The sequence below is a fragment of the Collinsella sp. AF29-7AC genome (assembly GCF_003475665.1).
GTDB lineage: Bacteria > Actinomycetota > Coriobacteriia > Coriobacteriales > Coriobacteriaceae > Collinsella.
The window spans coordinates 5,331-25,448 of the sequence record NZ_QRQX01000025.1 but is presented as its reverse complement, the minus strand read 5'-3'; the positions used below and the strand labels follow the sequence as shown (position 1 = coordinate 25,448).

At 60.2% G+C, this 20,118-nt stretch carries 22 protein-coding genes; 20 read left to right on the top strand and 2 right to left on the bottom strand.

Annotated features, from left to right (window positions below):
• Positions 1–137: 137 nt before the first annotated feature.
• Positions 138–464: a hypothetical protein gene (locus tag DWZ15_RS10430; protein ID WP_147346302.1), complete on the bottom strand. Its 327-nt coding sequence runs from the start codon at positions 462–464 to the stop codon at positions 138–140.
• A 36-nt stretch (positions 465–500) separates the two neighbouring features.
• Here DWZ15_RS10430 and DWZ15_RS09350 point away from each other — a divergent pair, with 36 nt between their 5' ends.
• The 17 genes from DWZ15_RS09350 (at position 501) to DWZ15_RS09270 (ending at position 15,452) form a co-directional block, all read left to right on the top strand.
• Positions 501–1,751, top strand: coding sequence for a HemK/PrmC family methyltransferase (locus DWZ15_RS09350; RefSeq protein ID WP_117646264.1), 1,251 nt, complete (start codon positions 501–503; stop codon positions 1,749–1,751).
• A 68-nt stretch (positions 1,752–1,819) separates the two neighbouring features.
• On the top strand, positions 1,820–2,005 hold the full coding sequence (locus tag DWZ15_RS10905) for a type II toxin-antitoxin system HicA family toxin (RefSeq protein WP_089573106.1): 186 nt from the start codon (positions 1,820–1,822) through the stop codon (positions 2,003–2,005).
• Positions 1,972–2,463, top strand: a complete 492-nt coding sequence (locus tag DWZ15_RS09340) for a type II toxin-antitoxin system HicB family antitoxin (protein WP_147346303.1) — start codon at positions 1,972–1,974, stop codon at positions 2,461–2,463. The genes DWZ15_RS10905 and DWZ15_RS09340 overlap by 34 nt, the downstream gene beginning before the upstream one ends.
• Positions 2,464–2,597: 134 nt before the next feature.
• The gene (locus tag DWZ15_RS09335; RefSeq protein WP_118450613.1) at positions 2,598–3,341 is read left to right on the top strand and encodes an L-threonylcarbamoyladenylate synthase; all 744 of its coding nucleotides are present in this window, start codon (positions 2,598–2,600) and stop codon (positions 3,339–3,341) included.
• 13 nt (positions 3,342–3,354) lie between these two features.
• Positions 3,355–4,896 (top strand): glycerol kinase GlpK, encoded by a 1,542-nt coding sequence (gene glpK / locus DWZ15_RS09330; RefSeq protein ID WP_118450611.1) that lies wholly within the window; start codon positions 3,355–3,357, stop codon positions 4,894–4,896.
• 123 nt (positions 4,897–5,019) lie between these two features.
• Positions 5,020–5,667, top strand: a complete 648-nt coding sequence (gene upp, locus DWZ15_RS09325; RefSeq protein ID WP_117763863.1) for a uracil phosphoribosyltransferase — start codon at positions 5,020–5,022, stop codon at positions 5,665–5,667.
• A gap of 281 nt (positions 5,668–5,948) precedes the next feature.
• Entirely contained in the window at positions 5,949–6,260 is a 312-nt protein-coding gene (locus DWZ15_RS09320; protein WP_022094264.1) for a hypothetical protein, read from the top strand.
• Between the two features lie 3 nt (positions 6,261–6,263).
• The gene (gene atpB / locus DWZ15_RS09315; RefSeq protein WP_022094263.1) at positions 6,264–7,067 is read left to right on the top strand and encodes a F0F1 ATP synthase subunit A; all 804 of its coding nucleotides are present in this window, start codon (positions 6,264–6,266) and stop codon (positions 7,065–7,067) included.
• 124 nt (positions 7,068–7,191) lie between these two features.
• Positions 7,192–7,386, top strand: a complete 195-nt coding sequence (locus DWZ15_RS09310; protein WP_022094262.1) for an ATP synthase subunit C — start codon at positions 7,192–7,194, stop codon at positions 7,384–7,386.
• 15 nt (positions 7,387–7,401) lie between these two features.
• A complete protein-coding gene (gene atpF / locus DWZ15_RS09305) occupies positions 7,402–8,004 on the top strand; it encodes a F0F1 ATP synthase subunit B (protein ID WP_117716380.1) in 603 nt (200 codons plus the stop codon).
• Complete coding sequence (locus DWZ15_RS09300; protein ID WP_006235713.1) at positions 7,994–8,470, top strand: FoF1 ATP synthase subunit delta; 477 nt, start codon at positions 7,994–7,996, stop codon at positions 8,468–8,470. The genes atpF and DWZ15_RS09300 overlap by 11 nt, the downstream gene beginning before the upstream one ends.
• The gene (atpA, locus tag DWZ15_RS09295) at positions 8,470–10,068 is read left to right on the top strand and encodes a F0F1 ATP synthase subunit alpha (protein WP_035138794.1); all 1,599 of its coding nucleotides are present in this window, start codon (positions 8,470–8,472) and stop codon (positions 10,066–10,068) included. Before DWZ15_RS09300 ends, atpA begins: the two co-directional genes overlap by 1 nt.
• Before the next feature lie 5 nt (positions 10,069–10,073).
• The gene (gene atpG / locus DWZ15_RS09290; protein ID WP_118450609.1) at positions 10,074–10,982 is read left to right on the top strand and encodes an ATP synthase F1 subunit gamma; all 909 of its coding nucleotides are present in this window, start codon (positions 10,074–10,076) and stop codon (positions 10,980–10,982) included.
• Complete coding sequence (gene atpD / locus DWZ15_RS09285; protein WP_006235717.1) at positions 10,982–12,436, top strand: F0F1 ATP synthase subunit beta; 1,455 nt, start codon at positions 10,982–10,984, stop codon at positions 12,434–12,436. The genes atpG and atpD overlap by 1 nt, the downstream gene beginning before the upstream one ends.
• A 3-nt stretch (positions 12,437–12,439) precedes the next feature.
• Entirely contained in the window at positions 12,440–12,832 is a 393-nt protein-coding gene (gene atpC / locus DWZ15_RS09280) for an ATP synthase F1 subunit epsilon (RefSeq protein WP_006235718.1), read from the top strand.
• Positions 12,833–12,920: 88 nt separating this feature from the next.
• Positions 12,921–14,204, top strand: coding sequence for a UDP-N-acetylglucosamine 1-carboxyvinyltransferase (murA, locus tag DWZ15_RS09275; protein ID WP_117773894.1), 1,284 nt, complete (start codon positions 12,921–12,923; stop codon positions 14,202–14,204).
• Between the two features lie 12 nt (positions 14,205–14,216).
• Positions 14,217–15,452 (top strand): LCP family protein, encoded by a 1,236-nt coding sequence (locus DWZ15_RS09270; protein WP_117736598.1) that lies wholly within the window; start codon positions 14,217–14,219, stop codon positions 15,450–15,452.
• Positions 15,453–15,703: 251 nt separating this feature from the next.
• On the opposite strand, the gene pepT is transcribed toward DWZ15_RS09270, so the two are convergent.
• Positions 15,704–16,951 (bottom strand): peptidase T, encoded by a 1,248-nt coding sequence (gene pepT, locus DWZ15_RS09265; RefSeq protein WP_118450615.1) that lies wholly within the window; start codon positions 16,949–16,951, stop codon positions 15,704–15,706.
• A 120-nt stretch (positions 16,952–17,071) separates the two neighbouring features.
• On the opposite strand from pepT, the gene DWZ15_RS09260 reads away from it, so the two are divergent.
• The 3 genes from DWZ15_RS09260 (at position 17,072) to DWZ15_RS09250 (ending at position 19,957) form a co-directional block, all read left to right on the top strand.
• Positions 17,072–17,494 (top strand): metal-dependent transcriptional regulator, encoded by a 423-nt coding sequence (locus DWZ15_RS09260; RefSeq protein WP_089573098.1) that lies wholly within the window; start codon positions 17,072–17,074, stop codon positions 17,492–17,494.
• A 10-nt stretch (positions 17,495–17,504) separates the two neighbouring features.
• A complete protein-coding gene (locus DWZ15_RS09255; RefSeq protein WP_117564990.1) occupies positions 17,505–18,398 on the top strand; it encodes a homocysteine S-methyltransferase family protein in 894 nt (297 codons plus the stop codon).
• 158 nt (positions 18,399–18,556) lie between these two features.
• Positions 18,557–19,957 carry a phosphoglucomutase/phosphomannomutase family protein gene (locus DWZ15_RS09250; RefSeq protein ID WP_117564989.1) on the top strand — a complete coding sequence of 467 codons (1,401 nt, stop codon included), beginning with the start codon at positions 18,557–18,559 and terminating at the stop codon, positions 19,955–19,957.
• Positions 19,958–20,118: the final 161 nt, after the last annotated feature.

The following is a 20,118-nucleotide window of genomic DNA, read 5'->3' as shown; positions in this document are numbered from 1 at the left end:
AAGGTCTATGCCTTGCCTTTTTCATGCCAACTTGTTCGCTCTGGACGTCGCTCGCTGGCATTGCCAAAACATCGGCGTTTCCTTGGTTGTCAAATGATCCGTAGGGAGTCATTGGGGACATTGCTTTGAGATGTTGTTCAATCGGTTTTGATGGCCTTTGAGCTGCTTACCTGCTTAAAGCAATTAACGGCATGCATCTGCAATTGAAAATATTGCTCGAAAAAACGTCCAAGAAATCGCGGGGCGATTTTTGATGGGTCGTGCGTCAAGCGATGTGGCAAGTTCTTGGTTAGATATTGGTCAGTTTTGGGGCAACCTTGCCAAAAGCTTGACGGATGCAGATTTAGACGTCGACGAATGAACACTCTAGGCAGGCTCCAAGCAAAATTCTGGGCTGATTCTCGATAATCGCCTTTAATCGCCCCTTGCCAAGCGCTGGCCTCGCTTACAATCTGCTCCGACATTCGCGCGCCGTCCGGCGCTTAAGAGGGGAGGGCCCCATGGCAAACGAGATTTGGACCATCAAGCGTTGTCTCGAGTGGACCAAGGAGTACCTGGCCGAGCGCGGCGAGGAGCATCCCCGTCTTTCTGCCGAGTGGCTGCTGTGCGCGGCCACGGGCCTGGCGCGTATCGACTTGTATATGCGCATGGACGAGACGCTTAACGCAGCCCAGCTCGAGACCATGCACGCGGCCGTCGTTCGTCGCGCCAAAGGCGAGCCGCTGCAGTACATCACCGGCAGCACGCAGTTTCGCATGATCGACGTCGCGTGCGCCCCCGGCGTGCTCATCCCGCGCCCCGAGACCGAGATGCTCGTCGAAGAAGTCCTGAACTATCTGGATACCGAGGTTCTGAGCCCCGAGGCCGCTGCCCGTCAGCGTGTTGAGCTGCCTTGGAACGATGAGGTCGAGCAGGCCCGCAAAGCTGAGGCGGCGCTGGCCGACGAACGCGCAACCGCCGAGCGCCGTGCTGCCAACCTGACGGCCGCCGATGAGGCTGCGCTGGGTAGCGACGTGCTCGGTAGCCGCGCCTATGCCGAGGAGCTTGCCGATCGCGAGGCCGAGGAAGCCGCCGCGCAAGCAGCAGAAGCCGAAGCCGCAAAAGCCGCCGAGCCCGAGCTCGACGAATACGACATCGCCATCGAGGGCGCCGACCAGGAGACGGTTTCAGCTCAGGATGCCGCTGCGCCTGCCCCAGCCGAGCCCCGCACTGCCCGCGTTCTCGAGGTCGGCTGCGGCACGGGCTGTATCTCGCTCTCGATCGCCTGGGAGCGTCGCGGCCACGTCACCTGCACTGCTACCGATATCGAGCCGCGCGCCATCGACCTTGCTACCAAAAACCGCGATGCGCTTGGCCTCACGTCCGACGAGGTCGCCTTCAGCCTCACGAACCTGGTGAGCTCCATTCCCCGTGAAGAGTGGGGCACCTTTGACGTACTCGTCTCCAACCCGCCCTACATCCCCACCGATGTCATGCGCTCGCTGCCGCACGAGGTCAAGGACTTTGAGCCCGATCTGGCGCTCGAGGGCGGTGCCGACGGCCTCGATATCTTCCGCCGCCTGCTCAACGCGGCGCCCTACATGTTGCGCGCCGGCGGCCTCTTTGCCTGCGAGCTCTACGAGGGCGCGCTCGACGCTGCGGCCGAGCTCTGCCGCCAAGCGGGTCTGTCGGACGTGCGCATCGTCCACGACCTCACCGATCGCCCCCGCATCGTCCGAGCCATCGTCACCGAGCCCAAACAGCGCCAGTAATATTTATTAACTGGTTAGCAAAAATTATAAATTAATTTATAATTAGGACGGCTGAAAGAGGTCGGCCCATGCAACCTCCTACCTTTCGGGAAATCATTGCCCTACTCAAGCACGATGGATTCGTGAAGGTCGCGCAAGTCGGTAGTCATGCTAAGTATGTTTCTGGTGACCGTGTTGTCACCGTGAACGGCTCTGGTGGTGATCGACCAAAGAAGGGCACGTGGGCAAGTATTCGTCGCCAAGCTGGATGGTAGTTGGAGGCAAAATGAGGCAGCGATTTACCTATGACTGCGTTCTCATAAAAGAAGACGACGGTTACTGCGCCAGCTTCCCGCAGATTCCCGGCGCCTTTGCCGATGGCGATACGCGCGAAGAAGCGATTGCCCATGCCACCGAGGCGCTGATGGCGTTTTTGGCCGACGACCTCAACAACGGTTTGACTCCGGCAGGGTACGAACGCTCGGCCGAGGTCGTGGCCCTTTCAGTCGAAATCGACCACGAGGACGCTCGGGAAGCGGCGTGCCGAACATTTAAAGACGCAGCGCTGGACCTCAAAGTCTCCGCTCCGCGGATTACCGCGCTGGTCAAAGCCGGAAAACTCGTTGTTGAACTCGTCGATGGCCGTCGGATGATAACGATAGACAGCATCGAGCGCTACGCAGCCCAAAAACGCCACGCCGGCAGGCCAAAGAAGTTCGTCGCAGTCCAATAACCCCCTCACTTTCACCGACTACTAGAGCCGCTCACCAAACCAACATGCGCTCTGGTCAAATAGGTTGAACGTTTCGTGCGAGAATGCCCCACAGTAAACAAACTTGCACCAGAGCGTAAGGGGCTGGCATACACATGCAGACGGTCTATCGGGTATACGAGGGAACGCGCGAGCCGCATCGGCTTGCCGTCGAGCGCACGGCCGAGGTGCTCGACCGCGGCGGCCTGGCCTTGATCCCGACCGAGACGGTCTACGGTGTCGCCGTGGCGGTCAACGCCTTTTCGGACGACGTGCCTCAAGATACAAGCGAATTCCCATCGTGGCCGCGAGATCCGCAGGCCACCGTCAACGGCGCCGCGGTCCCCGCACTCGGTACCGGCTATCGTCGTATCTTTACCCTCAAGCAGCGCGAGCTCACCCAAACGGTTGCCTGGCTGGTCGATGATGCCGAGGCACTCGACCGCTATGGCGTGGATATCCCTAACGAGGCCCGCGTGCTCGCCCGACGATGCTGGCCGGGCGCCCTGACTATCGTGGTCAAGGCGGCCCCCTGCGTGCCGACCTTTATGCGCGCCGCCGACGACACGGTGGCACTTCGCGCTTCGGCCTCGCCCGTGGTGCAGGCGCTCATTCGCGCCTGTGGCAGCCCCCTTGCCTGCACCAGCGCCAACACGCACGGTGCGCCCTCGCCGGCAAGCTTTGCCGCCGTCGAGGGTCGCATCCTGGAGGGTGTCGATGTTGCCGTCGACGCCGGTGAGACTCCGTGTCGCGATGCCTCGACCATCGTGTCGTTTCAGCACGGTGAGCTCCAGATCCTGCGCCAAGGCGCGCTTCCCGCATCAGAGATCGAGCGGGTCCTGTCCGACCCGATGCAATAGAAAGGTGTAAGCGATGTCGTTGAATCTAGGTAGCCTGGGTATGGAAGACGCCTCGTTTAGCTTCGGCGGTTCCTACATCATGGCGCTCGACTGCGGCACCACCTCGGTACTCGCGACCATCGTCGACGAGTACGGCTGCATCGTCGCCCAGGCGCGTCGTAGCGTCAAAACCAGCTTCCCGCGCCCTGGCTGGGTGGAGCAAGACCCCATGGCGGTCCTTGCCAGCCAGATCGCCGTCATGATGGAAGTCCAGTTTAAGAGCGGTATCCACTCCGACCGCATTGCCGCCATCGGCATCTCCAACCAGCGCGAGACCACGGTGGTCTGGGACCGCGTGAGCGGTCAGCCGATCTATAACGCCATCGTATGGCAGTGCCGCCGTACCGCGCCGGCAATCGACGCGTTGGTTGAACAGGGTTGCGAGGAGCTGGTGCGCTCCCGCACGGGGCTTACGCTCGACCCGTATTTCTCGGCCTCCAAGGTGCAGTGGATTCTCGATAACGTCGACGGTGCGCGTGAGAGCGCGGCGACGGGCGACCTCATGTTCGGCACCATCGACACCTGGCTCATCTACAACCTCACTGGCGGTCAGGTCTTTGCCACCGACTACACCAATGCCAGCCGCACCGCGCTCTTTAATATCCATACGCTTGATTGGGACGACGATCTGCTGGCGCTTTTCGACGTCCCGCGTTCCATGATGCCCGAGGTTCGCTGGAGTTCGGGCGACTACGGTCGCGTCGCGAGCGACATCATGACCAACATGCCACCCATCATGGGCGTGGTGGGCGATCAGCAGGCGTCGCTGTTCGGCCACTGCTGCTTCCGTCCCGGCCAGACCAAAAACACCTATGGCACGGGTTGCTTTATGCTCATGAACACCGGCGACGAGATCGTCGAATCCAAGAACGGTCTGGTCTCCACGATCGGTATCGCCGCGGACGGCAAAATCAGCTATGCGCTCGAGGGTTCTATCTTTGCCGCCGGCTCCACCATGAACTGGCTTCGCAACAACATGGGCATCATCTCGAGCGTGAGCGAGTCGGCACAACTTGCCGCTTCGATTAACGACAACGAGGGCTGCTACTTCGTTCCCGCCTTTGCGGGTTTGGGCGCTCCCTGGTGGGACCCGCATGCCCGCGGTACCGTGTGCGGTCTGACCGGCGCCTCGAGCCGTGCGACCATCGTACGTGCCGCCTGCGAATCCATGGCATATCAGAGCTACGACGTGCTGCGCGCCATGGAGCAGGACGTGGGGCTTTCGATCGAGCGCCTGTCTGTCGATGGCGGTGCCTCGCGCAACGAGTTCATCATGCAATTCCAGGCCGACCTGCTGGATATCCCCGTGCTGCAATGCGAGACGGTGGAGACCACGGCAATCGGTGCCGCGTACTTGGCGGGTCTTGCCGTCGGCTATTGGGAAGACCTAGAAGAGCTGGAGCAAAATGCCCAGATCGTTAGGACCTTCCTTCCCCACATGTCTGCCGAGCGTCGCGAGCAAAACCTTGCGGGCTGGTGTGACGCAGTCAGGCGCTCGCTCAGTACCGCACAGTAGGGCTGCGATGGGCCGCTCGATACAACAAACCGCTAAACTTATGCATGGCGTGCGGCGGCAACATTGCTGCGCGCCTTGTCAGCTAGGCCGTTTTGCGGCCGCAACGAAAGGGGCAATCAACCCATGACCGTCACCTACGACGCGTCCCGTGTGACGCTTGTCGATCACCCGCTCGTCCAGCACAAGCTGTCGATCCTGCGCGACAAAAACACCGGCACCAACCAGTTCCGCCAGCTCGTGCGCGAACTCGCGCTTTTTGACGGCTACGAGGCCATGCGCGACCTGCCTATGGAAGATGTCGAGGTCGAGACCCCCATCACTACCGCCACGTTCAAACAGCTCGCCGGCAAGAAACTCGCCATCGTGCCCATCCTGCGTGCGGGTCTTGGCATGGTCGACGGCATCCTCGACCTGGTGCCCTCCGCTCGCGTGGGCCACATCGGCATGGAGCGCGACGAGGTTACCCACGAGCCGCACGAGTATTACTGCAAGATGCCCAAGGATATCGACCAGCGCATCTGCCTGGTCGTCGACCCCATGCTCGCCACGGGCGGCTCGGCCGAGATGGCTATCAGCTATCTGCGCGAGCGCGGTGTCAAGGACATCCGTATGCTGTGCATCGTCGCGGCGCCCGAGGGTCTCAAGTCGCTGACCGACAAGGACCCCGACGTGCATATCTATACCTGCGCCATCGACGATCATCTCAACGAGGCAGCCTACATCGTTCCCGGCCTGGGCGACGCCGGCGACCGCATCTACGGCACGCTCTAGTCGTTGGGCCTTGTCGGCTACGGTCACAAATACGAAGAGATGGTGCGCGCGGGCGAGCAAAAGGCGTTCGCGCGCACTCCTGTTAACGGACGTTTTGCCCTGAAGGGTTCGAGAAAAACGTATTACCTACCTGCGGCATAAAGAAGGTCTTAAGAAAACGAACAGGTGCGTATTAACCGATGCTTTTTCAGTTGTACTTTGGCGATTGGCTCGTACAATAGTCACCAATGTTTGGCGGGAACTGTTCTGGGAAGCGTTAAAGAAGGAAAGTGAGGACGCCAGTGTTTCAGATAGCCGATCTGCTCGCTATCGTTGCAGGCGCCATCGCGGGCGCAATTGCCTTCCTTCCCTTTGTCTTTACGCTCAAGCCGGTTCTTGACGATAAGCAGAATGCGGACATGCTCAAGGGTATGGTGAGTCTGGCGGTCTCGGCAATCGCTCTGCTCGTCTTTACCTTGGTTGTGTTTGTGTTGTTCGGAGAGGCATTTCGCATGTTCCTCCTGGGCGAGGCGATCGGCTTCGTGGCCTTTATGGCCGCCTGCACGGTTCGTGTCGCCAAGGCGCTGCGAGATCCTCATGAGGTCGAAAGGTAAGTCGTGGAAATTTTTGAAAAGCTGCCTGATGAGATTAATCATCTGGTCAGCGAGTTCAGCTCCACCCCTGTCGTGGGCGATCTGAGCTGCGGCATCACGCAGTACTCGTTTTGGCTGATCGTCTCCACGATCGTGCTCCTGATCGTCCTGGCCGTGTTCAAGAAGAAGCAGACCCTGGTTCCCAAGGGCTTCTTCGTCAACGGTTTCGAGTACATCATCGAGTACGTCGAGAACGATATCGGCAAGGGCGTCGTGGGTGAGAACTGGAAGAAGCACTTCCCGTTCCTGTGCTCGCTTTTCCTGTTCATCCTGATCAATAACATGATCGGCCTGATCCCGGGAATGAAGCCCGGCACCGGCGCAATCGGCTCCACCGCCGCGCTCGCCATCTTTGCCTTCGTGTACTTCATCTACTACGGATGCAAGGCTCACGGCGTGATCGGCTACATCAAGAGCCTCGCCCCGCAGGGCGTGAGCTTCCCGATGAACGTGCTCGTGTGGGTCGTCGAGCTCTTTTCGACCTTCCTGCGCCTCATCACGCTCGCCGTCCGTCTGTTCTGCAACATGTTCGCAGGACACGTGGTCATGGGTTCGTTCGCCATCATGGCGAGCATGTTCATGCAGCCGCTGCTTCAGCAGGTTTCCGCGGCCCACGCCGTCGGCGCCCTGCCTTCGCTGGCCTGGCTTGCCATCCTCATCCTGATCTATGCGATCGAGCTTGTGGTCGGCGCCATCCAGGCTTACGTCTTCACGGTCCTTACCGCCGTGTATGTCTCTGAGGCAGAGGAGGTCGCGGAGGAGGAGTAGGCTTCCGTTCGCGTCTTCAAGGTAAGGCAATTCGTTAAACCGCCGGTGCCCGTACCCATGGAGCCCGGCAGTTATAAAAAGGTTATCCTGCGTGAAATAAGACACGCACGACAAAGGAGGAATCGTGGGAGTTATCGGTTACGGTCTCGGTGTTATCGGCGCTGGTCTTGCTATCGGCCTGTCTGCTCTGGGTGCTACGGGTGCTATGGCCCGTCAGCCTGAGGTCCAGGGGCGCGTGTTCACCGTCTTCATCATGGGCTCCGCCTTCGGCGAGGCTCTGGCTCTGATCGGCTTCGTTGTCGCGCTGATCGTTAAATAGCACGGAGCGTCAAGTATGAATCTTTCATCCCAGAAGAGCGCGATCGCACTCTCCGCGTCCGCGGCCGCGCTGCTCATGCCGGTTTCCGCGTTCGCCGAGGACGGCGCTGCCGGTGCGGACATCCTCATCCCTAAGATGGCGGAGTTCATCCCGGCGCTTATCGCCTTCCTGATCATCTGGATCGTGCTGGCCAAGGTCGCCCTGCCGGGCATCATGAAAACCATGGAGGAGCGCGGCAAGAAGATCGAGGAGAGCCTCGACGAGGCCGAGAAGACCAAGCAGGAGGCTATCGCCAAGCGCGCTGAGTCCGACTCGATCGTCACCGACGCCCGTCGTCAGGCTGCCGACATCGTTCTCGAGGCCCGTAAGGACGCCGAGTCCGAGCGCGCCCGTATCATCGAGGCTGCTCACAAGGAGGCCGAGGAGATCATCGCCAAGGCCCATACGACCGTCGAGGACGAGCGCAAGTCCATTTACGCCGGTGCCGCGAGCTCCATCGCCGACCTGTCCGTTGCCGTCGCCACCAAGATCGTGGGCGAGGCACTCGAGGACGAGACCGAGCAGAAGAAGCTCATCGAGCGCTACATCCAGGAAGCAGGTAGCCTGAATGCCGACTAGCCGCTATCAGGACAAGGTGCTCGAGACCTACGCGCGCTCCCTTCTGGAAGCCGCTAAGGCCGAGAACCATGTGTTCGAGGACCTCGAGATGATCGAGCGCTTGGCTTCTGCCAGCCCCGAGATCATCGCCGTGCTCGACACCATGTCCAAGCGCGACCAGCTCGACCTTCTTCCCAAGGTGGCAGCTGCCTTTAAGTATGTTGCCGAGGAAGACGAGGATGTAGTGGGCGTGACCGTCACCACGGCGATCCCGCTCGACGACGAGCTGCGTCAAACCATCACTAAGAAATGCGAGCAGGACTTCGGCCGCAAGGTATTCCTTATCGAGCAGGTCGATCCGTCTATCGTGGGCGGCCTGGTGCTCGAGGCCCGCGGCGAGCGTCGTGATATTTCCGTCAAGACGCAGCTGCGCATCGCGCAGGAGACCCTCGCAAACTCTGCTAATTCGTACGGAGGTGAAGCCTAATGTCCGAAACCCTCAATGCCCAGGATATCGCCAAGAAACTGCAGGAGCAGCTCACGAGCCTCTCCGCGACGGTCGATACGCATGAGGTTTCAACGGTCGACGAGGTAGGCGACGGCATCGCGCGCGTCTCCGGCCTCAAGAGCGCCATGGCAGGCGAGCTTCTGGAGTTCAAGAGCTCCGATACCGGTGAGACCGTCTTCGGCCTTGCCCAGAACCTTGACCGTGACGAGGTCGGCGCCGTTCTGTTCGGTGCCGTCGACTCCATCAAGGAAGGCGACGAGTGCCGCACCACTGGCCGCATTATGGATATCCCCGTGAGCCGTGCCATGCTCGGCCGCGTCGTCAATCCGCTCGGCCAGCCCATCGACGGCCTGGGCGACATCGTCGCCACGCACCGTCGCCCCATCGAGTTCAAGGCCCCCGGCGTCATCGACCGTACCCCGGTGTGCGAGCCGGTTCAGACCGGTCTGCTCGCTATCGACTCCATGGTGCCTATTGGCCGCGGTCAGCGTGAGCTCATCATCGGCGACCGTAAGACCGGTAAGACCGCCATCGCCATCGACGCTATTCTCAACCAGCGCGGCAAGGGCATGGTCTGCATCTATGTCGCCATCGGCCAGAAGGCCTCCACGGTTGCCAACATCCGCGAGACCCTCGCTCAGCACGGTGCGCTCGACTACACCATCATCGTTTCGGCCACCGCTGCCGATTCCGCCCCTATGCAGTACATCGCGCCTATGGCCGGTGCCGCTATCGGCGAGTTCTTCATGTACAACGGCGAGGACGGCAAGCCCGCCAGCGAGACCAACCCCGGCGGCCACGTGCTCGTCATCTACGACGACCTGTCCAAGCAGGCTGTGGCCTACCGTCAGATGTCGCTGACGCTGCATCGTCCGCCCGGACGCGAGGCCTATCCTGGCGACATCTTCTACCTGCACTCTCGTCTGCTCGAGCGTGCCGTCAAGATGTCCAAGAAGAACGGTTACGGCTCCATGACGGCACTGCCGATCATCGAGACCCAGGACGGCGACGTCTCGGCCTACATTCCGACCAACGTCATTTCCATTACCGATGGTCAGATCTACCTGCAGTCCGAGCTCTTCTTCCAGGGTCAGCGCCCGGCAGTCGACGTGGGCATCTCCGTGTCCCGCGTCGGTGGCGATGCGCAGACCAAGGCCATGAAGCAGGTCGCCGGCAACCTCCGTCTGGACCTCGCTTCGTACCAGGAGCTCGCTGGCTTTACGCAGTTCGGCTCCGACCTCGACGAGGCTACTCAGAAGCAGCTGACCCATGGTGCTCGCATGACCGAGCTCCTGAAGCAGCCGCGTTACAAGCCGTTTGAGGTTGGCGAGCAGATCGTTACGCTGTTCGCTGGCAACGAGGGCTTCCTGGATGACCTGGAGATCGCCGACGTGCTGCCCTTCCGTGCCGAGCTCATCGAGTACATGGACAATGGCTTTGGCTCGCTGCTCGACAAGGTTCGCGCCAAGAAGATCGATGATGACACCAAGGCTGAGCTCTTGCGCGTCATCGGCGACTTCAAGCAGCAGTTCATGGCCAAGCACCATTCGGATGTTTCTGGATCAGAGGAGAACTAAGCCCCATGGCCAACCTTCGCGACATTAAGAAGCGAATCTCCTCGGTTACCACGACCAAGCAGATCACGCGCACGATGGAGATGGTCTCTACGGCCAAGATCCGTCGTGCCCTCGATCGCTCCAAGCAGGCCGAGCCCTATAAGGAGGCGCTGACCGACGTCATGTTGACGGTCGCCGGCGACGCCTCCTGTTCGGGCACCGATCCCATGCTGCAGAAGCATGAGAGCGTCAAGCATGGCCTGATTGTCGTTATTGCCTCGGACCGCGGCCTTGCCGGCGGTTTCAATACGACGGTGGAGCGCACGGCCGAAAAGCTCGCCGCTTCTTGGGCGAACGACGGCATCGAGTGCGAGATCATCGCGTGCGGGCGTAAGCCGGCCACGTATTTCCGTGACCGCGCAAACGTTGTCATGCACTTTGAGGGCAACTCCTCTGAGCCCGATTTCAATCAGGCCCGCATGATCTCCTCTCATATCTGCGATGCGTATCGTGCCGGTGAGCTTGACCGTGTCGAGCTTGTCTACCACCACGCCAAGAACCGCGTGGATCAGGAGCTTCGCGTCGAGCATCTGTTGCCGCTCGACCCCGAGATGATCGCTATGGCCCACGGTCCGCGTAAGAACGAGACCGACGCCCCTAAGCGCATCTCGTCCACGTTCGAGTTCGTGCCCTCTCCCGAGCATGTTCTCGGCAAGCTTGTGCCGTCTTATATCCTGACGGTCATCTACCAGGCCCTGATCGATTCGGCGGCTGCCGAGCAGGGTGCACGCCGCAAGGCCATGCACTCCGCGACGGAAAACGCCACCGCGATCATCTCGACCCTTACCCGCACGTATAGTCGCGTGCGCCAGGCTTCGATCACGACCGAGCTCAACGAGATCGTCGGCGGAGCCTCAGCATTGGAGGAACAGTAATGGCTAATAACACCGTAAAGCTTGCGGTCGAGGAAGCCACCAAGAAGACGACTGCCGGTGATGGTCGCATCGTGCGAATCATCGGCCCTGTCGTCGACGTCAAGTTTGACGGCGCGGTGCCCCCGATCTACAACGCGCTCACGGTCGAGGCCGAGACCCCGATCGGTCATCTGAGCACGATCCTTGAGGTCGAGAGCCAGCTTCCGGGCGGCGTCGTCCGCACGGTCGCCATGTCCTCGACCGACGGCCTGCAGCGCGGCCTCATCGCCACCGATACCGGTGAGCCCATGAAGATGCCCGTTGGTCCCAAGACGCTCGGTCGCATTTGGAACGTCATGGGCAAGCCCGTCGACGGCAAGCCCATGCCCGAGGTGGAGGAGTTCTACCCCATCCACCATGCAGCGCCCCGCTTTGACGAGCTCACCACCAAGACCGAGATCTTCGAGACCGGCATCAAGGCCGTCGACCTGCTCGAGCCCTACATCCGTGGCGGCAAGACCGGCCTGTTCGGCGGCGCCGGCGTCGGCAAGACCGTTCTGATTCAGGAGCTTATCAACAACCTCGCCCAGGAGCACGGCGGCACCTCGGTGTTCACCGGTGTCGGCGAGCGTACCCGCGAGGGCACCGACCTGTTCCTCGAGATGAGCGAGTCTGGCGTTATCGACAAGACCTGCTTGGTTTATGGTCAGATGAACGAGCCGCCTGGAGCGCGTCTGCGCATCGGTCTGGCCGGCCTTACCACCGCTGAGTACTTCCGCGATCGCGGCCAGGACGTCCTGCTGTTCATCGACAACATCTTCCGCTTCTCCCAGGCGGGTTCCGAGGTTTCCGCACTGCTGGGCCGTATGCCGTCCGCCGTTGGTTACCAGCCCACACTGGCTACCGAGATGGGTGACCTCCAGGAGCGCATTACCTCGACCAAGACGGGATCCATTACCTCCGTCCAGGCTGTCTACGTCCCCGCAGACGACCTGACCGACCCGGCGCCTGCCACGACGTTTACGCACCTCGACGCTACCACGGTTCTTTCGCGTAGCATTTCGTCGCTCGGCCTGTTCCCGGCTATCGACCCGCTCGCGTCTTCCTCCGACGCTCTCGATCCCTCGATCGTCGGCGAGGAGCACTACCGTGTCGCCGTCAAGGTCCAGGAGCTCCTGCAGGAGTACTCCGACCTTCAGGACATCATCGCCATTCTGGGTATGGACGAGCTGTCCGAGGAGCAGCGCCTTACGGTCAACCGTGCCCGTAAGATTCAGCAGTTCCTCTCGCAGTCCTTCCACGTCGCCGAGAAGTTCACCGGTAACCCCGGTGTCTACGTCCGCGTCGAGGATACCGTCCGCTCTTTCGCCGAGATTGTCGACGGCAAGGCCGATGACCTGCCCGAGCAGGCTTTCCGCTATGCTTCCACGATTGAGGACGTGCGCGAGCGCGCTCGCAAGATGGGGGAGAAGTAGGTTATGCGTATCCGCATCGTGTGCCCCGTGAGCTGCGCCTATGAGGGCGACGCTGCGTTTGTGTCGATTCCGTCCACGGATGGCGAGTTTGGCGTCCTGCCTGCTCACTCCAGCGAGATCTGCACGATCGACCGCGGTTACGTTCGCGTTTCCGATAAGGCCATGGGCACTGTCGACCACACGTTTGCCGTGGCCGGCGGCTATGCCCAGGTTGCGGACGATGTCGTGACCGTTCTCGCCGAGCGCGCTTGCGATTTGGCGACCGTCGATGCCGACAAGCTTAAAGCTGATATTCAAGGTTTTGAAGAGAAGCTGGGTAATTTGTCGGAGGATGATGCACGCCGCGCCTACCTCTATAATGAAATCGCATGGTGTAAGCTCAAGCTTGCCCAATAGTCAAACGATTTAGCGTTCGACCATTTGCGAACACATCATGCCCGGGATGGCCCAGCCACCCCGGGCATGCTTTTTGAAAGGGTAGACCTTGGATATTATCCGCGTTGAGGGTGGCCACGCCATCGGAGGCTCCGTGCCCGTCTCGGGCGCCAAGAACTCCGCACTCAAACTCATGGCGGCAACGCTTCTGGCGCCGGGCAAGACGACGCTGCAGAACGTGCCCGATATTTCCGATGTCCACGTGATGGGCAAGGTGCTCAAGGGTATGGGCGCCACGATCGATGTCCTCGACGAGCACACGCTCGAGATTGATACCTCTCAGGTCGATTCTTGGGAGGCCCCCTACGAGCTTGTTGCCAAGATGCGTGCTTCCACCGCCGTCATGGGGCCCCTGCTGGGTCGCTTCCATCGCGCCAAGATCGCCATGCCGGGCGGCTGCAACCTGGGTGCTCGCAAGATCGATATGCACATTCTTGGTCTTGAGGCCCTGGGCGTCGAGTTTGATACCGCCCACGGCTATATCAACGCCAGCGCGCCTCAGGGCCTGCGCGGCACCACCGTCACGCTCGAGTTCGCCAGTGTCGGTGCGACCGAGAACCTCATTATGGCATCCGTGCGCGCGCAGGGTACCACGGTTATCGACAATGCCGCCCGCGAGCCCGAGATCGTCGATCTCGCCAACATGCTCAACGAGATGGGCGCCAAGATTGTTGGCGCCGGCACTCCCGTCGTGACTATCGAAGGCGTGGAAGAGCTCCATCCTGTTACCCATCGCGTAGTAGGCGACCGCATCGAGGCCGGTACCTTTATCGTTGCCGGTGCGTTGATGGCCGACGATCGCGGTGTCGATGTCACGGGCTTTTGCCCCATTCACTTGGGCATGGTGCTCAAGAAGATGGAGCTCATGGGTATCGACTGCGAGCGCGTCGAGGATGGCGTCCATGTGAACCGTGCCGAGCGTATCAAGCCGGTCGACATCCAGACGCTTCCGTTCCCCGGTTTCCCGACCGACATGCAGGCGCAGATTATGGTGCTCTCCGCCCTTGCCGACGGCAGTTCCGTTATTACCGAAAACATCTTCGAGAATCGCTTTATGTTTGCCTCTGAGCTGGTGCGCATGGGTGCCGACATTCGTATCGAGAGCCATCATGCCATGATTCATGGCGTCAAGGGCTTCTCGGGTGCACAGGTTACCTCGCCCGATCTGCGCGGCGGAGCGGCCCTCGTCGTAGCGGGCTTGATCGCCGACGGGACGACCGAGGTTTCGGCTATCCATCACATCAAGCGCGGCTACGAGCATTTTGTCGAAAAGCTGCAGGCGCTTGGCGCGCATGTCGAGCATGCTACCGTCCCCGATCCCGTCATCTACTAATACAGGTTGCCTATGTTTAATAAAAAGCCCCTCGCGGATACCACCACTCGAAGACCCTCAACTGGTGCGCAGGCCAAGATCTACAGTCGCGATAACGTGGCTCGTTATTCCGAGCGAGCTCGCCAACGTCGCCGTAGCCACACGATTCGTCACGTCGCGCTCATTGTCGTGCTTGGCGTGCTGCTGAGTGCCACTACCGCTGCCGGCCTGTGGTTTGCCACCATTATGGGCAAGCTCGGCGATTCTAATGTCATTACCGACAATCTGCGTCGGGTTCTGGTTGACACCGATGAGGCAAAGGATCCGTTCTACGTGCTGCTTCTTGGCACCGACGGCCGTCCGGGCGAGGATACGTATCGTGCCGACTCGATTATCCTGGCACGCATCGACCCCACGCAAAAGCAGGCGACGCTCATTTCCGTTCCGCGCGACACCAAGGTCGAGTACAAGGGCGAGACCATGAAGATCAACGCCTGCCATACCGTTGGCGGCGCCGAGGCCATGGTCGAGGCGGTCAACGAACTGTGCGGTGTTCAGATTTCCCACTATGCCGAGGTCAGCTTCGACGGTATGCAGGCGCTGATTGATTCGGTTGGCGGTATCGACATTAACGCAACCGATGATGTTGACGACCCCGAGCACCTGGATATTAAGATTACCGCTGGCCAGCAGCATATGGACGGTGCCACCGCCCTTACCTATGCCCGCTGCCGCTACACCTATGCCGACGGCGATTACACGCGCATGCGCCACCAGCGTCAGGTGCTTGGCGCCCTTGCCAACCAGATTCTCAATAACTTCGATGCCACGAAGATCTTTGGCCTGGTTAATTCGCTGTCCGATATGCTCGTAACCGATATGAGCGTTCAGGATATCGTGGCTACGGTCAATGCCATGCGCGGTATGGATGTCGACGGTATCTACTCGGCCAACCTGCCCTCGTACGCCGACGACAGCACCATGATCGACGGTGTGAGCTACGTCTTTGTCTACGAGGACGAGCTCAAGGAAATGATGGAGCGCGTCGATGCCGGCAAGGATCCCAAGGGTCCCAACACCATGGGTCTTTCCGACGGTTCCAGCTCTACGATCGGTGACCTCAGCAACAACACGTCTGACGACTACGCAAACGGTACCGCAACCTCATCGGTCAGCTCTGACGATTCTGATGACTCAAGCGATTCGAGCGATTCGGACTACTACGAAGAGCCCACCGGTGACGGCAACGGCTACGAAGCCAACTACTAAGTTACGGCGTTTTACCAAACGCCGTAACGACTCGACGCTGCGCGCCGCCCAAGGCGACAATTTGTCATTCAAAAGGCAGGGCATGACCAGAAGGTCAATGCCCTGCCTTTTTCATGCCAACTTGTTCGCCTTGGACGTCGCTCGCTGACGTTGGCTCAACCTGCGATGTTGACTACTCCCCTTGTATCAAAAACCGCCCCGTTCTCGGTTGAGGACGGGGCGATTCGTCTTTTGGACTTGTGCAGCCAGGCTTATGCAAAGCGGGAGACGAGCTCCTGGAGCACGTCGGTCATCTTGACGAGCGAACTGACCGGGACGAATTCGTTGACGCCGTGGTAGCAATAGCCGCCGGTGGAAAGGTTGGGGCAGGGCAGACCGCGGAACGACAGCTGCGCGCCGTCGGTGCCGCCGCGAATCGGCAGCACTTGGGGCTCAACGCCGCAGGCAAGGTAGGCTTCCTTGGCAACATCAATAAGCTCGGGAAAGTCACAAACGATCTCGGCCATATTTCGATATTGCTGCTTAATCTCGACCGTCACGCGCTCCTCACCCAGACGCTGGTTGAGCATCGAGGCGGCGGCATCAATAAGGTCGAGTTTCTGCTGGAACTTGGCGGCGTCATGGTCGCGGACGATGTAGCGCGCTGTGGCGTGATCGACGGTCGCAGATACACCCTCAAGGTGATAAAAGCCCTCGTAGCCTTCCGTATACTCCGGGCGCTGCACGTAGGGGAGCAACGCGTTGAAGTCGCAGAACAGATTGCCTGCGTTGACCATACGGCCCTTGGCGTCGCCCGGGTGGATGGACTGGCCCTCAAAGCGGACGGTCGCCTCGGCGGCGTTAAAGCACTCCCACTCCAGCTCGCCGATGGGGCCGCCGTCGACCGTGTAGGCGTACTTGCAGCCAAAGGTATCGATATCCAACAGCTCGGCTCCGTGGCCGATCTCCTCGTCAGGGCAGAAGCAAATGCCGAGTGCGGGATGGGGCAGAGAAGGGTCCTGAGCGATACGTGCGACAAGCGACATGATCTCGGCGACGCCTGCCTTGTCGTCCGCGCCCAGCAGCGTGGTGCCATCGCTGCAGACCAGGTCCTCACCCGCGAGGTCGTTCAGGGCGGGAAGCTTGACGGTACTCATGGCAACGGGCTTACCGTCAACCGTGCCGCAGACCAGGTCGCCGCCTTCGTAGTGTACGATGTGCGGCTTCACGCCGGCGCCCGGTGCAACTTCGGTGGTGTCGAGATGGGCGATCAGGCCCAGGGCGGGCTTGTCCTCAGCGCCCGCACTTGCGGGGATATGCGCGCAGACATAGGCATGCTCGGTCACGTGGGCATCTTCCGCACCAAGCTCGCGCAGCTCTTCAGCCAGCACGTTGGCAAGATCAAACTGAACGGCGCTCGAGGGTACCTGGTCGCAGTTTGCATCCTCGGACTGCGTGTTGATCTGGACGTAGCGCAAAAAGCGCTCGAGGACATCGGGGTTTGTGGTGGTGTTTTCCATAAAGATCGCTCCAATCTTGGTCGTCGTGTGCAACAAGAACTCTAGCACGGTATGCCACGGCATACCGCGACGCTTGGATGGGGTAGAATCAGCCATTGAATGCAGAAGGGACGGAAGATCATGGATACGACAAATAGCTCGCGCGAACTACATCTGACGGTGGCGAACGAAGACTACTTGGAGTGCATGGTTCGCATTGAAAGCGAAGAGGGGGAAACCAACGGCGTGCGATCGGTCGACATCGCGCAGCGCCTTGGCGTCTCCAAGGCATCGGTCAATAAAGCGGTTTCGGCGCTCAAGGCATCCGAGCTTGTCGAGCAATCGCACTACGGCAAGGTAGTCCTGACCGATCGCGGCCGCGAGGTTGGCACGGCTATCTGGTACCGTCATCGCCTCGTCCGCACGTTTTTGGTTCAGGAGCTCGGTGTCGAATTTGAGCGAGCCGATTCCGAGGCCTGCATGATGGAGCATGCGCTATCCGAGGACACGATGAACCGCTGGCTCGCCTATCTCGAAAAGCAAGGAATCAGCGTCGAGGAATAGCGGGATATATATGGATACGAGTTATTACAATCGCTTTGGTGCCGAGGAACTTACGCGCCGCTTGTCGAGCGAGACCTTGTTGGCGCAGGGCCCCATGGGCAGTGTTCTGTTGAGTGAGTACGATGCCGCCGACATTCCACCGGCGTTTTGGAATCTGGCAGAGCCGCAGACCGTTTCTCGCATCCATCGCTTGTATGTCGCCGCCGGCGCGCAGGTGCTCATTACCAACACCTTTCAGGCATCGAGCTATGCCCTCAAGCACGACCAGATTTCGCCGTCCGTGGCGGAGGTCAATCGCGGGGCCGTCGACGATGCTCGCCAGGCGCACCCTCAGCTGCTGCTGGGCTCGATGGGCCCGATCGGTATTGAGTGGTTTGCCGAGGACTCTGCCGAGTATCGTGAAATCCGAGGCATTGCGCGCGAACAGGCGCACGCCTTGCTCAATGCCGGCGTTGACGGTCTGCTGATCGAGACGGTGACGTCTATCCGTAATTTGCAGCCCATGCTTGCCGGCGCTCGAGATGCCGCCGACGGCATGCCTGTTCTGGTGAGTTTTGTCGTTGACGATAAAGGCGACCTGTTGGGCGATGGCCTCAACATCGAGGCAGCCGTTTTGTACGCCGAAAAACACGGCGCAAACTCGGTTGGTGTCAATTGCTGTTCGCTTGCGGCCGCGAACGCGGCGGTGCCCAGGATGGTTGCATCGGCGACTACTCCCGTCACGGTGCGTCCCAACGTAGGCGATCCGGTCCAGACTCAGGATGGCCCCGTATGGCACGAGAACCCCGAAGCTTTCGCGCGCGCATGCATCGAATGGAGACATGCCGGTGCCGCAATGGTGGGCAGTTGCTGTGGAACCACGGCAATCACTACGGCAGCGATGGCCGAGGCGCTCGATATATAAAGGGCAAAACCGCTCCATACGGGGCGGTTTTTTTATTGCCTGCATGTCCTCGGCAGCATTTGCCCAAATGGTGAATGCTGGTGCCGGCAGGTTGCCGAGTGTGTATCGCGGGTATACCTCATGCGTACCATGATCCAAACACTGTGAGGTGTCTGCGCGTGTGCGCGATAATTCATTTTGGAACTGACGGTTGGCGCGCTCGCGTCGATGAGGACTTCAATGCCGATAACGTTGCCCGTATCGCCGATGCCGTCGGCGAGTTGTGGCAAAAGACCAATCCGGGCAAAACGGTATATATAGGGTTCGACACTCGGCCCCTGGCGCGCGAGTTCGCTGAGCTTGCGGCGGGTGTGCTAGCAGCGCACGGGCTAGACGCCGTGCTCGCTTCGCGACCTGTTCCGACCCCTGCCCTTACGTGGGCGGCGGCTTATGACGGTGAGGCGTGCGGCGCGCTCATGGTGACGGGGTCCCATCATCCGCAGGGTTATCTGTGTCTCAAGATTCGCATGGGTGACGGCTCGACCGCCAACCAGGATGTCATCGAAGAGCTCGAAGAGACCATGGCTCCCGAGCCAATGGGGATCGAGGGGCAATATCGCACCGCGGATATCATTCCTGACTATATGCAAGCGGTGGCATCGTTTGTCGATGCCGAAGCCATCCGCGCCGCGCACCTGCGCGTGGTTGTTGACCCCATGGGCGGCGCAGCCCAGGGCTATCTAGCCGACTTGCTGCGCGAGCTTGGCGTTGAGGTGCACGAGATTCACGCCGGGCAGGCGCCTGACCAAGAAGATATCTGCCCCGACCCCGTTGAGCCGTGGGTGGACGCTTGCGAGCATACGGTTATCGAGGACGGAGCTTGCGCTGGCCTGGTGACCGACGGCGACGCCGACCGTATCGGCGCGGTTGACGAGCGCGGCAGATATATACATCCGCATCAGATCATGGCGCTCGTTTTGGGCGACTTGGTTCAATTTCGTAATTTGGAGGGGCGCGTCGTCGTCAATCTTTCGTGCTCGACGCTCGTGCGTCGCATTGCCGAGGCGCTTGGCTGCCGCGTGACCGTCAAACCAGTCGGTTTCAAATATATAGCGGCAGAGATGAAGAAGGGTGGCGTCCTCATAGGCGGCGAAGAAGCCGGTGGTATCGGCATCGCCGCGCATATGCCCGAGCGCGATGGAATCCTCGCCTGTCTGATTCTGTGTGAGCTTATGGCAAAGACGGACGCGCCTTTGGGCGTTCTGGTCGACCAACTCGAGGACAGATTTGGTAAGACGAGTTACGGTCGACGCGATTTGCGCCTTGAGGCCGAAGATGCCGAAACGTTGCGAACCCTGCTGCCGGGCGTAAACCCCAAGTCGATTTGTGGCAAGGTACCGCAAAACGTTAGTCATATGGATGGCTTGCGTTTAGCATTCGAGGATGATACGTGGCTGCTGGTCCGTCCTAGCGGGACCGAACCAGTGGTGCGCGTCTACGCCGAGGGGTTCTCAGTGGAAGAGCGTGATGAGTTGCTCGATGCTGGCTGTGCTTTAGCTAGGGGAACGTATCCGCTTTAACCATGAGACTGCCTTATATAAAGAGATGCTCGGCGAGCGGTAGTTAACGGCTGGCAAACGTTAGTCGGATCCCAAATTGTGTAGGAAATGTGTACGCCCAGATTCCCGCCCCCGGCGCCCCTCCGGTCTGGCAATATATCTCCTTGCCGCGCGGCCCGGTC

Excerpts from the sequence above, each read along its gene's own strand:
- DWZ15_RS10430 (WP_147346302.1), bottom strand. The coding sequence starts at position 464 with ATGTCGGAGCAGATTGTAAGCGAGGCCAGCGCTTGGCAAGGGGCGATT.
- DWZ15_RS09350 (WP_117646264.1), top strand. The coding sequence starts at position 501 with ATGGCAAACGAGATTTGGACCATCAAGCGTTGTCTCGAGTGGACCAAG.
- DWZ15_RS10905 (WP_089573106.1), top strand. The coding sequence starts at position 1,820 with ATGCAACCTCCTACCTTTCGGGAAATCATTGCCCTACTCAAGCACGAT.
- DWZ15_RS09335 (WP_118450613.1), top strand. The coding sequence starts at position 2,598 with ATGCAGACGGTCTATCGGGTATACGAGGGAACGCGCGAGCCGCATCGG.
- glpK (WP_118450611.1), top strand. The coding sequence starts at position 3,355 with ATGTCGTTGAATCTAGGTAGCCTGGGTATGGAAGACGCCTCGTTTAGC.
- upp (WP_117763863.1), top strand. The coding sequence starts at position 5,020 with ATGACCGTCACCTACGACGCGTCCCGTGTGACGCTTGTCGATCACCCG.
- atpF (WP_117716380.1), top strand. The coding sequence starts at position 7,402 with ATGAATCTTTCATCCCAGAAGAGCGCGATCGCACTCTCCGCGTCCGCG.
- DWZ15_RS09300 (WP_006235713.1), top strand. The coding sequence starts at position 7,994 with ATGCCGACTAGCCGCTATCAGGACAAGGTGCTCGAGACCTACGCGCGC.
- atpA (WP_035138794.1), top strand. The coding sequence starts at position 8,470 with ATGTCCGAAACCCTCAATGCCCAGGATATCGCCAAGAAACTGCAGGAG.
- atpG (WP_118450609.1), top strand. The coding sequence starts at position 10,074 with ATGGCCAACCTTCGCGACATTAAGAAGCGAATCTCCTCGGTTACCACG.
- atpD (WP_006235717.1), top strand. The coding sequence starts at position 10,982 with ATGGCTAATAACACCGTAAAGCTTGCGGTCGAGGAAGCCACCAAGAAG.
- atpC (WP_006235718.1), top strand. The coding sequence starts at position 12,440 with ATGCGTATCCGCATCGTGTGCCCCGTGAGCTGCGCCTATGAGGGCGAC.
- DWZ15_RS09270 (WP_117736598.1), top strand. The coding sequence starts at position 14,217 with ATGTTTAATAAAAAGCCCCTCGCGGATACCACCACTCGAAGACCCTCA.
- pepT (WP_118450615.1), bottom strand. The coding sequence starts at position 16,951 with ATGGAAAACACCACCACAAACCCCGATGTCCTCGAGCGCTTTTTGCGC.
- DWZ15_RS09260 (WP_089573098.1), top strand. The coding sequence starts at position 17,072 with ATGGATACGACAAATAGCTCGCGCGAACTACATCTGACGGTGGCGAAC.
- DWZ15_RS09255 (WP_117564990.1), top strand. The coding sequence starts at position 17,505 with ATGGATACGAGTTATTACAATCGCTTTGGTGCCGAGGAACTTACGCGC.